This is a genomic window from Xylanibacillus composti, assembly GCF_018403685.1.
Lineage (GTDB): Bacteria > Bacillota > Bacilli > Paenibacillales > K13 > Xylanibacillus > Xylanibacillus composti.
Window position 1 is genome coordinate 52,355 of sequence record NZ_BOVK01000031.1, and the last position, 15,924, is coordinate 68,278.

19 protein-coding genes are annotated in these 15,924 nt (G+C 50.9%); all 19 read right to left on the reverse strand.

What is annotated here, in order from left to right:
* Positions 1 to 58: 58 nt before the first annotated feature.
* Positions 59 to 937 (reverse strand): carbohydrate ABC transporter permease, encoded by an 879-nt coding sequence (locus XYCOK13_RS12135; protein WP_213412421.1) that lies wholly within the window; start codon positions 935 to 937, stop codon positions 59 to 61.
* Between the two features lie 15 nt (positions 938 to 952).
* Positions 953 to 1,918: an ABC transporter permease gene (locus XYCOK13_RS12140; RefSeq protein WP_213412422.1), complete on the reverse strand. Its 966-nt coding sequence runs from the start codon at positions 1,916 to 1,918 to the stop codon at positions 953 to 955.
* Positions 1,919 to 2,073: 155 nt separating this feature from the next.
* The gene (locus XYCOK13_RS12145; RefSeq protein ID WP_213412423.1) at positions 2,074 to 3,837 is read right to left on the reverse strand and encodes an extracellular solute-binding protein; all 1,764 of its coding nucleotides are present in this window, start codon (positions 3,835 to 3,837) and stop codon (positions 2,074 to 2,076) included.
* A gap of 263 nt (positions 3,838 to 4,100) precedes the next feature.
* On the reverse strand, positions 4,101 to 4,526 hold the full coding sequence (locus tag XYCOK13_RS12150; RefSeq protein WP_213412424.1) for a GNAT family N-acetyltransferase: 426 nt from the start codon (positions 4,524 to 4,526) through the stop codon (positions 4,101 to 4,103).
* A complete protein-coding gene (locus tag XYCOK13_RS12155) occupies positions 4,499 to 4,888 on the reverse strand; it encodes a GNAT family N-acetyltransferase (protein ID WP_213412486.1) in 390 nt (129 codons plus the stop codon). The genes XYCOK13_RS12150 and XYCOK13_RS12155 overlap by 28 nt, the downstream gene beginning before the upstream one ends.
* Positions 4,888 to 5,562, reverse strand: a complete 675-nt coding sequence (locus XYCOK13_RS12160) for a VOC family protein (protein WP_213412425.1) — start codon at positions 5,560 to 5,562, stop codon at positions 4,888 to 4,890. The genes XYCOK13_RS12155 and XYCOK13_RS12160 overlap by 1 nt, the downstream gene beginning before the upstream one ends.
* Before the next feature lie 99 nt (positions 5,563 to 5,661).
* A complete protein-coding gene (locus XYCOK13_RS12165) occupies positions 5,662 to 5,922 on the reverse strand; it encodes a hypothetical protein (RefSeq protein ID WP_213412426.1) in 261 nt (86 codons plus the stop codon).
* A gap of 59 nt (positions 5,923 to 5,981) precedes the next feature.
* Positions 5,982 to 6,149 carry a hypothetical protein gene (locus tag XYCOK13_RS12170; protein WP_213412492.1) on the reverse strand — a complete coding sequence of 56 codons (168 nt, stop codon included), beginning with the start codon at positions 6,147 to 6,149 and terminating at the stop codon, positions 5,982 to 5,984.
* A gap of 165 nt (positions 6,150 to 6,314) precedes the next feature.
* Positions 6,315 to 7,097, reverse strand: coding sequence for a GNAT family N-acetyltransferase (locus XYCOK13_RS12175; protein WP_213412427.1), 783 nt, complete (start codon positions 7,095 to 7,097; stop codon positions 6,315 to 6,317).
* 187 nt (positions 7,098 to 7,284) lie between these two features.
* Positions 7,285 to 7,722 carry a GNAT family N-acetyltransferase gene (locus tag XYCOK13_RS12180; RefSeq protein WP_213412428.1) on the reverse strand — a complete coding sequence of 146 codons (438 nt, stop codon included), beginning with the start codon at positions 7,720 to 7,722 and terminating at the stop codon, positions 7,285 to 7,287.
* The gene (locus XYCOK13_RS22150) at positions 7,719 to 7,853 is read right to left on the reverse strand and encodes a hypothetical protein (protein ID WP_280520896.1); all 135 of its coding nucleotides are present in this window, start codon (positions 7,851 to 7,853) and stop codon (positions 7,719 to 7,721) included. Before XYCOK13_RS22150 ends, XYCOK13_RS12180 begins: the two co-directional genes overlap by 4 nt.
* Positions 7,854 to 7,880: 27 nt before the next feature.
* Positions 7,881 to 8,369 (reverse strand): DUF4825 domain-containing protein, encoded by a 489-nt coding sequence (locus XYCOK13_RS12185; RefSeq protein ID WP_213412429.1) that lies wholly within the window; start codon positions 8,367 to 8,369, stop codon positions 7,881 to 7,883.
* Position 8,370: 1 nt separating this feature from the next.
* Complete coding sequence (locus tag XYCOK13_RS12190) at positions 8,371 to 8,982, reverse strand: transglutaminase-like domain-containing protein (RefSeq protein ID WP_213412430.1); 612 nt, start codon at positions 8,980 to 8,982, stop codon at positions 8,371 to 8,373.
* A gap of 442 nt (positions 8,983 to 9,424) precedes the next feature.
* Entirely contained in the window at positions 9,425 to 10,846 is a 1,422-nt protein-coding gene (locus XYCOK13_RS12195) for a DHA2 family efflux MFS transporter permease subunit (RefSeq protein WP_213412431.1), read from the reverse strand.
* A 1-nt stretch (position 10,847) separates the two neighbouring features.
* On the reverse strand, positions 10,848 to 12,083 hold the full coding sequence (locus XYCOK13_RS12200) for an ABC transporter permease (RefSeq protein ID WP_213412432.1): 1,236 nt from the start codon (positions 12,081 to 12,083) through the stop codon (positions 10,848 to 10,850).
* Between the two features lie 2 nt (positions 12,084 to 12,085).
* Complete coding sequence (locus tag XYCOK13_RS12205) at positions 12,086 to 12,553, reverse strand: hypothetical protein (protein WP_213412433.1); 468 nt, start codon at positions 12,551 to 12,553, stop codon at positions 12,086 to 12,088.
* Complete coding sequence (locus XYCOK13_RS12210) at positions 12,528 to 13,217, reverse strand: ABC transporter ATP-binding protein (RefSeq protein WP_213412434.1); 690 nt, start codon at positions 13,215 to 13,217, stop codon at positions 12,528 to 12,530. The genes XYCOK13_RS12205 and XYCOK13_RS12210 overlap by 26 nt, the downstream gene beginning before the upstream one ends.
* Positions 13,210 to 14,463 (reverse strand): ABC transporter permease, encoded by a 1,254-nt coding sequence (locus XYCOK13_RS12215; protein ID WP_213412435.1) that lies wholly within the window; start codon positions 14,461 to 14,463, stop codon positions 13,210 to 13,212. Before XYCOK13_RS12215 ends, XYCOK13_RS12210 begins: the two co-directional genes overlap by 8 nt.
* A gap of 107 nt (positions 14,464 to 14,570) precedes the next feature.
* Positions 14,571 to 15,920 carry a sensor histidine kinase gene (locus XYCOK13_RS12220; RefSeq protein ID WP_213412436.1) on the reverse strand — a complete coding sequence of 450 codons (1,350 nt, stop codon included), beginning with the start codon at positions 15,918 to 15,920 and terminating at the stop codon, positions 14,571 to 14,573.
* Positions 15,921 to 15,924 lie beyond the last annotated feature (4 nt).

A 15,924-nucleotide genomic window follows, 5' to 3' on the forward strand; every position in this document is an offset into this window, starting at 1 on the left:
TGTAACGCCATAGGGACGATTGCGAAAGAGGGAGACTTAAGAAAATTGAAGCGCTTTCTTATTCCTTGACAGAGCCTAGTACAATCCCTTTGACGAAATACCTTTGCAGGAACGGATATACGAGCAAAATCGGCAGCGCCCCGATAAAGATTTGCGAAGCTTTGACCGTCCGGTTCGAGATTTGCTGCAAGTTCTCGAGATCGACGCCTACTTCATTGAAGTTCTCCTTGACCACGACGGTATGCAGGAAGGAAGCAAGCGGATAATCCTGCAGCTTCGTCAAATATATAATGCCGTCAAACCAGGAGTTCCAGTGAAAGACCATGGTAAACAGCGTCATGGTGGCAATCGCGGGCAAAGAAACTGGAATATAAATGCGGAACAGCGTTGTAAAATGCCCCGCACCGTCGATCAAAGCGGCCTCCTCCAGCTCGCCAGGTAGATTGCGGAAGAAGTTCAGCATCAGGATCATGTTCCATACATTGACTGCGGATGGGATGACAAGCGCCCAAATCGTGTCATAAATGCCGGTTTTGGTCACAACCAGGTAGGTTGGAATTAGACCGCCGCTGAACAGCATCATAAAGATAAAGAACCATGCATAAATATTGCGTCCCTGGAACCGAAGATTCGACTTAGACAAGGAATATGCCGCCATGGTGATGATGCTCATCGATACGATTGTTCCGAGTATCGTCCGCTGGAAACCGATCATCAGGGCCCGCAGAAAGTTTTCGTTGCCAATAGTCTGCTCGTAGGCGGCAAGCGTAAATCCGACGGGCCAGAAGTTGACGATATTAGCTGTGGCAGCTTCACGCGAGCTTAGAGAAACCGCAAGGATATGAAGAAGCGGCAGGATACAAAGCAAGCTGAGCACGCCAATCAGCACATAGTTTACTATCTGAAAGATCGTATAAGACGTTGAACGATAATGCAAGCTTTGTCCCCCTTTCTAGAAGATGCGGTACCCCGCCCATTTATAAGCCATCCGATAGCTGATGACGATAAGGATAAACCCGATGACTGATTTAAATAGTCCGACCGCCGTTGCAAAGCTGAACTGGGCTCCCTGCAGACCGACTCTGTACACAAAGGTGTCGATAATATCTCCTTTTTCGTATACAAGCGGGTTGTACAGGTTGAAAATCTGGTCAAAGCCGGCGTCCAGCACGCGCCCGAGCGACAGCGTCACCACAACGATAAAGATCGGCATAATACCGGGCACGGTAATGCGCATTACCTGCTGCCAACGGTTCGCGCCATCGATCGCTGCGGCTTCGTAAAGCGCCGGGTTAATACCGGCGATTGCCGCCAGGAAGATAATCGCCGAAAATCCGAAGTCCTTCCATATATCGGATAAGATCACTGTAATCCGGAACCAATCCCCGTTGGCCAGAAAAAAGATCGGTTCAATACCGAACACGCCCAAAAACCGGTTCACTATTCCTCCCCGAATCGAAAGAATGTCGACGAAGATCCCGCCAAGAATAACCCAGGACAAAAAGTGCGGCAAATAAACGAGTGTCTGCGCGGTACGCTTATACCAGATTATCCGAATCTCGTTAAGCAATAGCGCAAAGATTACCGGGACGAACATCTGCATGAGAATTTTAAGTGAAGCGATTAATACAGTGTTCCAGATGACCTGCCTGGCGTCCCGATACCCGAACAAGTACTCAAAATTTTCCCAACCTACCCACGGTGATCCGCTAAAGCCAAGCCATGGTCGGTAATCCATAAATGCGATAATGATGCCGAACATCGGCGTATAGTTGTAGATAAGCGCGATGACCACTGCTGGAAGCAGAAGTACATGCAGCGGCCATGTTTTGCGCCAGTAGGAAATAAACTTCTTACCTGAGCTCTTGCGCTGTAGTGTTGGCGGATGAAGAGTTGGAGATGGTTCCGTTGCAGCCATCGTTGCTGTTCACTTCCTTTCTGCCGGACAAGCCCGTCAATGCCGAGAGGGAACTACGCCCTTTTCGAACGGTGCCCGGAATGATGTCCACGCCAGGTAGCCATAAGGAGGAGAAAGGGTCGTTGCCGACCCATCCTCTTCAAGATTGCAAGATGCTATTTGGTGGATTCATACCATTCGTTTACTTCTTCGATCAGCTGATTGCCGCCGTTCGCTTTCCATTCCTCTACGAACTGATCGAAATAGTCGATCGGCTGATCCCCATAAATAATTTTCAGGTAGCTTTCCGACTCAAGCTTGGTAAGCAATTCGCTCTTGGACAGCATGGTCTTGGTTGGCGGTCCATTAAATTGATTGTGAATCGCGGTATCGTTCTGACTGATTCGTACTAGTCCCGCTTCCAGCTGACGCTGCTGCGATCTCTTCACGCGTGATTCCATCGCATTGTTCGGATCAGCTTCAGGATCATCCTTGAATTTCTGGAATGCCGGGTCTCCCAGATAAGGCACGAACGGCGCCCCCGTTATCGGGAATTTGATGCTGTACGTTACTGTCGGATCGTCCGGTTTCGGCCACTTGGATTCCGGGATGCCATGCTGATCGAAATTGTTGTGATAAATCTTGCCTTCATGTTCCACATAATCGTAACCTTCATGCCAGCCGTGCTTTAACTTCGGATCGAAATAAGGATCACCCTCGCCAAAGTTCGTGGCAAATAGCTTGTTAATATACGCAATAATGGCTTCAGGATGCTCAAAATCGATGTTGAACATCGTGTAATCATGCACCATCTTTTTCTCCGCACGGCCCACTTGTCCGCCCGGTCCGACCGGGTTAGGATACGGCTGGAATTCGGGAACGCCGCTGAGCGGATAACCGTTCATCCAGAATGGCCCGAAGATGATGCCCGCTTGACCGGAGGCCGCCATCTCGCCTGCTTTAGTCGGGTCCTTGATGCCCGCTTCCGGATCAATATACCCCTTTTCCATCCATTCGCGCATCTTCGCCAGAAACTTCTTCTGATCGGGATGCGTAGTGCCATAGATCAGCTGGCCATTCTCTTCATGCCAATATTCTGCTGGGTTAGTCGTTTGCGCAACGTAATCGCTGAACATGCCCACAATCGAATCGGCCGATGCCATCCACTGATATGGACCATCCTTCAGTGAAACAGCGAGCCCAACAGTATCGTTCAGACCGTTCTGATCAGGGTCATCCTCGGTGAAAGCGCGCAAAACTTCTTCAAATTCCTCAAGCGTCGTTGGCGCTTCCAATCCTACGTTCTGCAACCAATCCTCGCGCACCCACATAATGGTGCCCTCATCCATGGCATACATGTTCGGCAGACCATAGATGACGCCATCGCGCGTCACCGGATGAAGCATGGACGGGTATTCTTCATAAAGCGCTTTCAAGTTCGGAGATAAATATTTATCAATCAAGTCATTCAGAGGCATCACTTTTTTCGCGGCAATTAGATCGTCAGCCAAAGTTGTAAACGCTGTGATCACGTCTGGAAGCTGCTGATTGCCGGACAGCAGCAGGCGCATCTTGGTTTCATAATCATCGGAATTGGGTACGACAAAGTCATAGGACACTTCCAAGCCCAACTCGTCCCGCATCCAACGCAGGTGCACATGATCCTCGATGTTCTCGCCAGGCTTGAAATCAATATCCGTTTGTTGTTGGAACGTAATGGCTGTTGAGAACTGGATCGGCGGATCAAACTTGAAGTTCACGGGATCATTCAAAATTTGTTCCCCGATCTCGCTTGAACGGTTCTCTCCGTTTTGGTTGCTTCCGTCAGCTTGACCAGATCCTCCGGATTGGTTACAAGCGGAGATGATCAGTGTCAGGGAAAGCATCATGGCGATCAACATTGGCAGGCGGCGCTTCTTGCGTGTGTAGCTGTCAGTCATGCTGGGTACCTCCCTTTTGTGTATGTGATTTGGTTCCACCTTATTGTATGCCAGTTCGAGAGCACCCTAAAATACAACAGTTTTTAGGTTATACCACAATCTTAATATAACACCTTAGGAAATTGTGTCGAACTGGCGCTGAACAAAAAAAAATTGGAAGGAGCAACTGCGTGGAAATGCAGTTGCTCCTTCCAACTTAGTGGACGTATATATCAATGCGAGCTGCGTTGCCGGGCGTGTCAGTCGACCATTGCGAAGTTCCCTTACTGCTGAATTACAAATTGGGGCGACTTCCTTAGAAAGCGTTCCGCATCCCGGATGAACCCGAACTGCTCATACAACTCATGTGCATCAGCTGTCCCCAGCAAGCCCATCATCTGATCATGGCCGTCAGCGTTCACAATTAGTTCGATGAGTTTCTTTCCGATCCCCCTGCCGCGGTGGTCCTCATGGATAAATACATCGCAAATATAGTAAATCGTGGCATGATCCGTCACGATCCGGGCAAATCCTACCTGTTCCTCATCCTGATACACGCCCAGGCAATATGAATGCTCGATCGCTTTGCGCGTCAAGGTTGACGGCCTCTTGTTTGCCCAATAACTCCGTGCCATAAACCCCAGCACTTGGTCGATTTGCAGCTTAGACTTGTCATCACTGATTACATACTCCAGGTATCGGACTTCCATGACCCTTCCTCCCCGCACATACGCTCTCCTGAACAATCATTACGGCTTAAATGCTTAATGAGATAAAAGACAATGTCATCATTCACGGTTATCGTTTCGCCATGTTGGATATAGCGCTGCCCTTCGTGAATGCCCTTCCCATCCGGGATATAGCCACGTTGTGCATAGAGCACTTGAGCCGCTCCATAGTTGGAGAAGATTCCAACACCCAGCCCGGCTATCCGGGACCGTTCACGTATCATTTGTTCGGCATGATCCATCAGTCTTGAACCAATGCCCATACGTTGGAACTTCTGCAGCACATTGAAGTCATGAATTTCCGGGATGTTCTTCTCCCGACTCCTATCATGCCAATCTCGCATCAAGCTGTTGTTAGGCAATATGGGAGATTCAGAAAATTACGCAACTCAACCATTTTTCCATCTATTTGCACTTTAAGCGGGAATATCTCTACTTTCTTATTTGACCCCAGCCATTGCCGTTCCAGTGTGGTTAGAATCAACAATCCTTCTTCATCGCCAATGGGTGTAAAAACAGCATCGCCGGAAATGTACACACATTCATCTAACTGGTGTACCAACAAGTCCGACAACGCCTCCACTTGACTTGTGGGTAAGCCGATTTCGCTTATATTCAAGATGTCGTCGGTGGAGAATGTCGTACCAGGCTTGCTCGGCAGGCGATGTCTGGCGATAAACTCAACGATATTTCCAGCCGGATCGTAAAAATAGATTGAATGGGAATCCCAGCTTTCTGAATAGAACACTTCACTTTCATTTGTTCGATTAAGTGAAATCCCTTTTTGTCTCAAATAATCCATTGCAAGATCTAGCTTGTTCTCAGCGATATTAAACGCAAAATGGTAGTAAGGTGAGGAAATCTTATCCTCTTGCTGAAACGAGAGTACAGAAGACCCACATTGTAGGCGTACAGTTGTCCCAGTACACTCAATGACCGGGAACTTCAAAATCTCATGATAAAACCGCGTAACGGGCTCCAACTGATTGACAAGCAGTGTAATTTCTGCAATTTGCAAAACACTCCCTCCACTCCTCATGGACTCTACTGTCCTTCACCGCCCCATTCGATAGTCGCAATTAAAATCCAACTATTTAAACAATTCTATTCAATCCATTCACTTCAACATCGACACAACCGACCATACCTGAAAGACGATGAAGCTGGACACCCAGAGGATGATTGTCCATCTGAACACACCGCGTATGGCGCGCGGCAAGTGATCCAGCCTCTTGGGAAACTGGTGGCCATTCACAATATCATACGTCTCGATGACATCGTTAAATCCGCACCGGTCGTCAAGCGGTTGCGGCTTGGAGACAGGCTGATTTGCATGCAAGCTCATATCCTTATATGGATTATAATGCCCTCTTTGCATAGTTATCCCCTCCAATCAGCTAGGTGGGTAGAACTGGATCAGAACCGTTCCCTTACCGTCTAATCGCGATGGTTCATCTTTTGCAGAATGGCTTGCAAAGTCGAATTAATATTCAACAGACTCATCAAGATAAATCCCAGCATGACGAACGTGACCATTTCCCCCGTAAAAAAAGACACGAACGCCAGCAGCACAGCAAAAAATCCATACCCCATCTGACGTAGCACAAGCGTCACTCCCTTCCTTTTACGCAGGTATACTCTTCGTAATGAATGGGTGAATTGAAGCTTATCGTAAATAATTCGGCACGTACATAACCAGTTCAACGATTCGCTCAAACCTGGTCTTGTCCTCATCCAAGCCTGTTTTGTAGGCTGCCACTTGCCGCTTCATCATGGCGCGTCATTTTCCAACCGAAAAAACAGCTCTGTCTTCGTACCGGCCTTTACGAATCCGCACTTGGCATACATTATTTTTGCTGTATCTGTACTGTTGGTCACCAAGTAAGCTTGTTTGACATGCTGATCCGCTGCGTGTTTAAGAAGATGGCGAATAACTGTACTGCCAAAGCCTTGGCGCTGATGATTCTCGAGGATGTCGAAATCTTCAATCTTGGCAATATCCCGCAGTATCATAAGCTCGCACTTGCCTACTGCCAGTTTGCCATGGTAGCAAACATATAATTGCAAGGGGAGCAGCGAATCTTGATACACCTTGGACTTGCGATGAATGCGTCTTACCGCAAATTCCAGCCCCATCGCTTCCTCATTCGCCAGAACATCGACGGCGATTCCGTCGGCCAGCACATTTTCGCGATATGCCGGTTCGACTCGTCCATCCATATTTCCTTGAATCGTCTGATAGCGATCCGTATGGATGACCATATAATCATAGTGTGTCACATTGGGCTTTATGGGCAACTCATCCAGCAAACTATTGTCGAAAGCAAAACTGAACTCTGCCCGCAGAAACTTTTTTCCCTCTGCATGTCGTTGTGCAAGCTCTGCCTTCAGGATCTTTGCAAGAGGCGCTTGGTTATGCTTGACCAGTATATAATTGTGCGTGTACATATCCGGAATCGTCTCATCCCAAAATCGGATGAAATCTCCTTCATCCTCACTCTGCGCGAACAGTTTCGTATATGCGATTTCCGCTTCTAGCATGGATGCATTCATGGCAACCTCTTCCTATCAAGAATGTGGGGGACACTCCCGCTTGCTCATGCACACCGTATTACCCGCAACCGGTAATCGTGCATAGTTCCATTCTGTATTTTTGACGAAATATGAGCGGAAAACGTTATCTGTGTAAAGGATCTTCCCCTCTCCAAGTATCCGCTAACCCGAGCCCGGCATTCCCATGTCAACCGTTCCTGGTCAAGGTTGTACTGTACGGCGCAAAACCAACCCGCTGCCAAAATCGATGCCCGGCGGGATTCGTCTCCAGCACTTCCACGACGATGGTGTGCCCGGGATCCCATCTTGTCTCAAGCAGCAAGGCTATCCCCGCTTGCCCATAGCCACGCCCGCGGTGCTTTCGTTCAATGAAATACTGCCGCAGGTACACCTCTTCCTTCCCGCGCTCATTTCTCCGCAATTGATATAGCGCGTAACCCAGTACAGTAGTGTCCCGAAGGAGGAGATCAATCTGCCAGCCAGATTGGAGCCATCCCTTCATGCGTACAAGGAGCTCCTCGGTAGACATGGGATTCGTACTTCCCTCATCCTCGATGAGTTGCCGATTCATACGACTCAGCAGGGGCAAGTCGGACGCGTCTGCTTGTCTCAAGAACAGCTTCATCCATTTCCCCATCCTTCTTCGGACATTTCCTTTGACTCATTGTCATCGTTGTGCCTGTGATGCTGGATGAGCCCGATGGCAATTCCGTCCGGTTCTTGACTGCTCAGTTCTAATAAAACAACTCTTCCCATTTGACCTCTCCCTTCTGCCTATATTCCTCACTCAGCCTCAAAAAAACGATTGAGCTTCTCCTGGTCTTCCAGCTGTTCCTGAATATAAACGCGCAGGTCCTCCTCCTTCGAAAAAGACATCCACTCCTCACCACCGTACCATGCAAGCAGGCTGTCTCTTGACACCACATATTCCTCTTCATCCATTCGGAACGAAATCCACTCCGCATTCTGAACGAGTGCGAACAGGAATGTCGCGTTATAAATTACGGCTTCTCTTCTCTCCTCTTCGGTCATGTTAGCGGGAAGCTCCTCGTAAGTAATCTCCATTCCGTAAGGCTCGGCATCGGTAGCAAGCGACAAATGTTTGACATTCTCATGTCTGGGCAGGCGTTGGATGATATTTCCCACTCCGCTGTTGTCTCCGATGTAGGAATTTTGGTACTGAAATAAGTCCTTGTTAGCGGAATTCTCTGCTATACATCCGGTCAGCATGACGGATAACAGCAGAAGCATGACCAGCATTCGCATTTTCATCCTATCTCTCTCCTTCCTCTTGCAAATGTTCAGGCAAACCCACTTGGCACATCTCTATGCTATTGGTGTAAGTCTGTAATGTCTCGATAATGGCCGGGTGCGGTTCATGGAAGTTGATGCCGTAATCTCTCTCGTCATATTCTGGTCGAATGGGAAATGCCAGCTTCTCTTCCTCAGTCGAAAACTGGGCATCAATCCCCTCCTTGTTGCCCCTCGCGTCCAATCGGATCCACTTCCCCAGTTCACGTACATACACGGTGTTCAAAGCATGAATGCAATACCCGTCCTCTGGTGTGTCGGATAAGGTCAAACGCTGATAAGTAATGCCCGATGGAATTCCCATCCCTCTTAATAATGCGGCAAGCAGATGCGATTTGGCATAACAGATGCCATGCCCCTTCTCCAGAACCTCCGAAGCTCGGCGTGTTACCTCTTCATTACGAATATCCATGGAATGGCGGATCTCATCCCGCACATACTCGAACGCCGCTTTTATCCTCTCAAGCTCCGTCTCTTGTCTGAAAGACGTAACCAGCTTCTGCAGAGAAGCATGCTGGAAATCGATGTAGGCCGATTGTTGCAAATAGGCTTGAAGCGGTTGAAGCTGTTTCATGAATGTTCACTCCGTAATCAATAGTTGGAATTTTCAGCGAATGGAGACGTGAGTGTATTTTATTTCCTGAGTCCGTTGATATCCCTACACTTTATCATATGAATGGTCGCAATAGTAGGGTTTGACGGCAATCGATCGATTATTTTCTCATATTTTCCTTGTACTTGCGAATCGGTTCCCATCCTTGAAGTACTTGAAGTACTCGCAACATCCTGAAACCGTTCGAAATGGAAGGTCAACAGAAATGTGGGATTCATCCGATATTTCTCATTATAAACCAAATAGTGGGTCTGGGAACATGAATTTTTCGCACGAAAAAGGAGCTGTTTCCGAGTCATCCCGTGACTGTCAGCTCCTTCTTATATGGAAAGCGAAGTATGGATATTATCAACTCTGGCGGGCTGCACCATGGTGCCGATAGTCGCGGCGAAGGAGCAGGCACTCACTGCTTCAGCTTGCTGGCAGAGTACCTGCTCGCGCGTTCGTGCTTGAACTTCAGAACGTCTCCGAATTGAAGCAGGATGGTGATGAATGCCAACACGCAGCCTGCCAGGAAGACGAGCTGGACGTTACCTGCCGCAGCGACCTGTCCGCTTCCCTGCAGCGGGCTTGAATTCGAGGAAGCATACAGCAGGAAGGCCAGTGCTGTGCCGGACACCCTGCCGAAATTGCGTATCGTCGCCATGATGCTGCCTGCAGCTCCATTCTTGTCCGGCGGCACATCTTGCAGCACTGCCAGCTGGTTGGGGGCCTGGAACAGGCCAATACCCAACCCGAACAAGCCAAGGGCAAGCACGATGCTCCCATATCCGGTACCGGGTTCAAGACCGCTTAACAGCCCAAGCCCGGCGGCACAGCAGAGCATGCCGACTGCCGCGGGAATACGCCCATTGAGCTTGTCGGTCATCCACCCGCTCACCGGTGCGGCAAGCACAATAGCGACGGCTTGTACGGATATAAGGGCACCTGCCGTGTCTTCGGATATTTGCATCACTTGAATGAGATAGAGCGGCAATACTACGGCAGGCAGCATGGTAAGGACAAAGGACAGGTACGAGGCCAAGTTGGCGAAGATGAATCTGCTTTTTCGAAAGAGGGAAAGCTCGAGCAATGGGTGTGCGGCGCGCGCCTGCCAATAGATAAAGAAAGCCATCATGCCGAGTGAGCCGCCTAACAACGTCATTGCCCATGCGCTTGCCCATCCTAGCGTGTCCGCCCAGGACAGATAGGAGAGCAATCCTGCCATGGCCACGAAGAATGCAACTGCTCCAACGTAGTCAAACGATTGCCCTGCCGGCTTATGCTGCGGGGCTGCAGGGATATGCAGGATGGAGAGCAGAAGCGCCGCAATGCCAAGCGGCAGATGCAGAAGGAAAACCGCGCGCCAACTCGACAGGTGAAGCAGCAGCCCGCCAACTGCCGGACCCAGGATCGTTGCTACGGCAATCACGCTGCTGATGCCGCTCAACGCCCGACCCTTCAAGCCTTGCGGGAAGATCTGTGTCACCAGCGACATCGCGTTCGCCATAATCATCGATGCGCCGATCGCCTGCAGCAGCCGAAACAGCAGCAGCTGCCAGAACGAGCCTGCTCCTGCACACAGCAAGGTGCTGACGGTAAACAGCGAAACGCCCAGCATATATATCCGCTTCTTCCCTGCCCTGTCCGACAATCGGCCGATGCTGGGCAGCAGTCCGGTAATCAGGATCAAATAGCCGAGGACAAGCCATTTCAGCTGAAGCAGCGGAACCTCCCACTCCTTCTCCAGCCGCGGGAGCGCCATTGTCAGCATGGCGCTATCCATATTCACCATAAAGATGCCTAGTCCGAGCGACGCGAAGGCCAGCCATAACCGTGCGTTCATCTTACTGATTCCTTAACAACGCAGCCGGTTTCATGCGCAGTACCTTCGCAGCACTGCTCCAGCCTGCGGCCAGTACGCTGATGCCAACGGCAATACTAGCCAGGAGGATTGTCGCCGTATCCAGATAAGCAGGCAAAGCAGCACTCTGCTGGCTCGTATGCACCTGGTTCAGGCTGTCTAATTCGTGGGCGATTCCTGCAAGCGGGATGTCAGGCATAGGCAGCAGCTGGACAGCATGCATACTGCCCCATCCTAGCACCAAGCCTGCCAGCAAGCCGATTCCCCCCAGCAGCGCAGTTTCCAGCAGAAACAGCTTGTAAATCTCACGCTTCCTCCAGCCCAAAGCCTTCATGATCGCAATTTCCTTCCGCCGTTCTGCCATCATGCCCTGTAAGGCAAACCAGGCCAAGAGCACGCCTCCGACTAATCCGACAGCTGCCGCCGCTTTCGCAAATTGCGCAGACACCTTGCCTATTCCGCCCATTACCTGGATCAAGCTGTCCTCTGTAACAACGTGCGCGTGCGGCAGGAGATACCCGATCTCCCGGGTGATTTCCTCCATTCGGCTGGCATCCGCTACGCGGATATAAAGCTGATTGACCTCATCCTGCTCCAGCCCTGCCAGCATTCTGGCATCTGCAAGCGGGATATACACATTGGCGGCAGCCGTCTGGTTCGTATTGCTCTGGCTGACAGTCCCGACCACTTGGAACGTCTGGTCGCCGACCAGCAATTCCGAGCCCGGCTGCAGATTATAAAACGCTGCATAATGCCGATCCACCACCGCGACACCCCGATCCGTACTCGAGAAGCTTCTTCCCTTCACAATCCCCTCTTCAAGTACATAAGCCGGGCCCGATGCATGCTCAGACGTATCCACCCCTAGAATCGTCTTGTAGCCGGAACGATCAAAATCCCAGAGCAGCAGGACACCTGTCAAGGTATCTATCGACGGCTGCTCTGCGATCTGAGCCCGCTCCTCTTCCGTAATCGCTTCGATGCCGAAGGGCATGCGGATGCCTCTCGTAATTTGCGAAGCTGCAGAGGTTGAGTCGGCAGATTTGCTTACCACAATATCGGAGGCCAAGCCGGATAAGGGGAGCCTGGCCGCCTGCTGATAGCCATTGCCCAATGCAGATAATGCAAGAAACAAGCCCGTTCCCATGCTAATCCCGATCACCACACTCAAAGTACGAACCAGACGGCTTCGCAATTGTGAACATATATAAGCTCCCATCGTTATTCACCCGACAAGAGAGACAGAACGGCATGCAAATCATCCATGGCCCATCCGCCGCTTCCCATCATAAGCGTGCCGCTCCCTTCAGGAAAGCTGTAGAAGGTCACGTCCTTCCCGTCCAGCTGGTAATCTTTTTGCCCATTGATGAAAATAACCAAGGGCGTGTGTCCGGTAATGCTGCGCGCTTCCGCCAACGCTTCTCCTTCCTTCGAACCAAACGCATAATAATGGATATCAACATCATCCTCGTATTCCGCAACTACTGCCTCAATGTCGTCTAATATCTTCTTCACCGGCCAATGGTTCAGATGCAACACTTCCACTTGTATCTGGTCAGGGTCTCCATCCTCTGAATCTGATTGCGGGACTGAGGCGGGCCGATTCGAGCAAGCTGCGGCAATGAGCACGATAACCAGACAAGCGGCAGCCCCTCTTACCCATTTACTTCGCATGTTCCATTGCCTCATGGCTGAACGTCCTCCCATCCTTCATTTCAATTCGTCTGTCTGAGCGCGCGGCTACTTTTTCCACGTCATGCGTGACGATGAACAGGGCAAGCTGATGTTCCTCGCGCAGCTGCAGGAACAAATCCATGATTCGGTCGCCTGTGGCCGAATCCAGATTTCCGGTCGGTTCATCCGCGAAAAGAATGGAAGGGCGGAAAACCAGGGAGCGAGCAATCGAAACACGCTGCTGCTCCCCTCCGCTCAATTGATGGGGGCGGTGGTTCGCACGTTCAGCCAAGCCAACCTGTTCCAGCATCTCCATCGCCCGCTGCTTGCGCGCATTCGCACTCATCTTGATCGGATACAAGGGGAAAGCAACATTTTCCAACGCGGTTAATGTCGGGATCAAATTATAATTTTGAAAAACAAGCCCGATATGTTCCCTGCGCCAGACTGCCAGCTCTTCCTCGCTGTAAGCGCTTAACTGCTGATCCTTGTAACGGATAGTGCCGCTATCTGCTTGCTCCAGACCTGCAAGCAAGTAAAGCAGCGTGCTCTTGCCCGATCCCGAGCGGCCGACTATGGAGACAAATTCGCCTGCATAAATCTCCACAGTGCCGTCGCGAACAACCTGAACGTTGCCATATGACTTGACGATCCCTTTCGCTTCCATTAATTTATTCACTACGCAGCACCTCCACAGGTTTCAAATTCGCCGCATTTCTCGCGAGCCACCAGCTTATGCACCAGCCGATCCCCAAGCAAAGCAGCAAGGCTGCCAGAAGTCCATAGAGATGGACGGCAGCTTCCAGCGTCACCGTCAACGACAGCTCCTTGGCGCCGCCTGCCATAAAGTGGGGAGTTGGACTTAGCTCCCAAGGAACAGGAATGGATACGGTGAACAGCCGAAGCACATGGGTCACCCCCCATGCAGCAATTGCGCCAATCCCCCAGCCCGCCATTATTAGCACTAAGGATTCCCGCGTAATCTGTTTCACGATGTCCCGTTTTTTCCAGCCAACCGCCCGCATAATGCCTATATCACGCTTGCGTTCTGCCAGACCTCCGACAATAACCCGAAGCAAACTCAAAAGCGCCAATATCAAACAGGTGAACCCCACCAGAAAGCCAAAGCGGTCTATCAGCTGAAAGGTCGTGCCGAACACCGCTTCGAACGATTGCGGCGTCGTGACCAGGGTCTTCTCTCCAAGCAACGGCTGAAGCGCTTCCGAAACTTTCGCTGCCTGGACGGAATCGGCTTTCACAAATAACAGATTCGTTACCTGCTCATCAAGCGTATAAATGGCGTTCACATTGGGGGCCTCATGAACCAGTCTGTTCGCATCTGCAAGAGGCAGGTACACATTCGCGTTGGCGACATTCCCAACGCGGCTCGTGTCTACCAGACCGACCAGTTCAAAGACTTCGCCGGAGATCGTAACCGAGTCGCCAACCCGCAGCTGATATTGGTCCGCATAACTGGAATCGGCTACGGCGACACCTGTATCGCTGCTTTGCAGAAACCTCCCCTCGCGGACAGCGGCGCGCAGCCGGCCTGGACCGAAATCCGATTCCGGATCCATGCCTAATCCGACTATAAACTGATCGGGTTCGAATACCCAGAAGAACAAGGCTCTCCCCACATCTTCCACGCCTTCCACTTCCCGTATGGCTGCAATCTCCTCTTCCCGCAACGGCGCGGTGGAATGCGGGAAGACAATGCCTTCGAATGCTTCGGGGATGTCCCCCTCCCGCTGAACGATTATATCTGCGCCAATTTCCGTTAAAGGCTTTCTGGCTGCGTTCTGATATCCTTCTGCATACGCTTGCAAACTTAGAAACAGCGCAACGCCCAAAGCTATGCTCAAGATCGCAACGACCGACCGCTGCGGCCGATGCACCAATTCGCTCCATACATATCGCACTTGCACAGTGGACTCACCCTTTCCGTCATCCATCAAAAAAAGACAAAAGCAGCTCCCGATAAGAAGCATACCCTTGTCTTCTTCAGATTTTCTAAAGAGAGGATTAAGTTTTGCTAAAGATTTCGAGGAGCAGCAGGAATGGTCACGACAAATGTGCTGCCTTCATGCAGTTTGCTCTTGACGGAGATGCTCCCCTGGTGGGCCTCCACGATGGATTTGACAATCGACAACCCGATGCCGGCTCCTTCGTTCTTCCCATGGCTTCTCGCTTCATCCGCCCGGTAAAACCGTTCAAAGATATATGGCAAATGCTCTTCCGCAATCCCCTTGCCGTTGTCTGCAACCCGGATTTGGCATTGTTTCTGGCTCGCCTCGCAGCAAATCCTGACTTGCCCTTGGGGCGCTGTATGCTGAATGGCATTGTTGACAAGGTTGTACAGCACCTGATTCATTCGTTCAGCATCGAGCATGACGGGAATCTCACTAGTGCGGGATTGCTCCCATATTAACGTGATGTCCTTCTCGCGAGCAAGCGGCTCCAACCGATTCTTCGCTGCTTCTATCACGTGACTCAGCAAGGTTTCAGTCAAGTTCAACTGACGGGTGCCGGAATCCATAATGGACAGATCTTGCAAGTCTCCCAAAATGCATAGCAGCCGCTTCACCTCTTCATGCATCGCATGAAAGGCCATTTCGGCCGAGCGGCGATCAAAAATATTGCCTACGCGCAATGATTCCAAGTACCCTTGGACCACGGTCAGCGGTGTTCTCAGCTCGTGCGAGACGTCTGCCACCAGCTTTCTCCGCCTGTCCTCCACCTTCTTCATGCCTACGGCCATTTTCTCGAACGCAGTCTTCAACGTATCGATTTCCTCCGGACCGCCCCTTGTCATGGTCACTTCGTAATTCCCCTGCGCAATTTCCTGGGAAGCCTGCGACATCTCAACCAGAGGCTTGCTGAACGACCGGGCCATAATGCCGCCTAACAGCAGCGCGCTTAGAGCCACAACAATTCCGACGATGACTAGGCCTATGCCAACCTGTTCGAGAAATTGCTCGTCTGCCCTCTGCTGAAACGGATCCCGGCTGATCGATACGGTACCGATCAGCTGCTGGGCCTGACTATAAATAGGAATGTGGATGGCGGAGGCCAGCTCCCCTTTATCGAATGCCAGCCGCGGCTGCAACGTGGTTGCGACTACCTGACCGCCGGCATCCTGCAGCGTTACATTCGCGCCGATCATATGCGCCGCATCCTGCAAACTTTTCTCCACGCCATCCCAATTTCCATTGCGCGAATACTGTCCGGCCAGCATAACGGGGAGCATCTCGCCGTGCATCTCGGTCTGCTCTGCCAAATAACGGGAGAAGGTCTGCTCCGTCATAAGGTTTATCATCATCCCCATAATTCCGACACTTGCCACAATAATCAGAATATAACTGCCGAACAAGCGTTTGAACACTGGC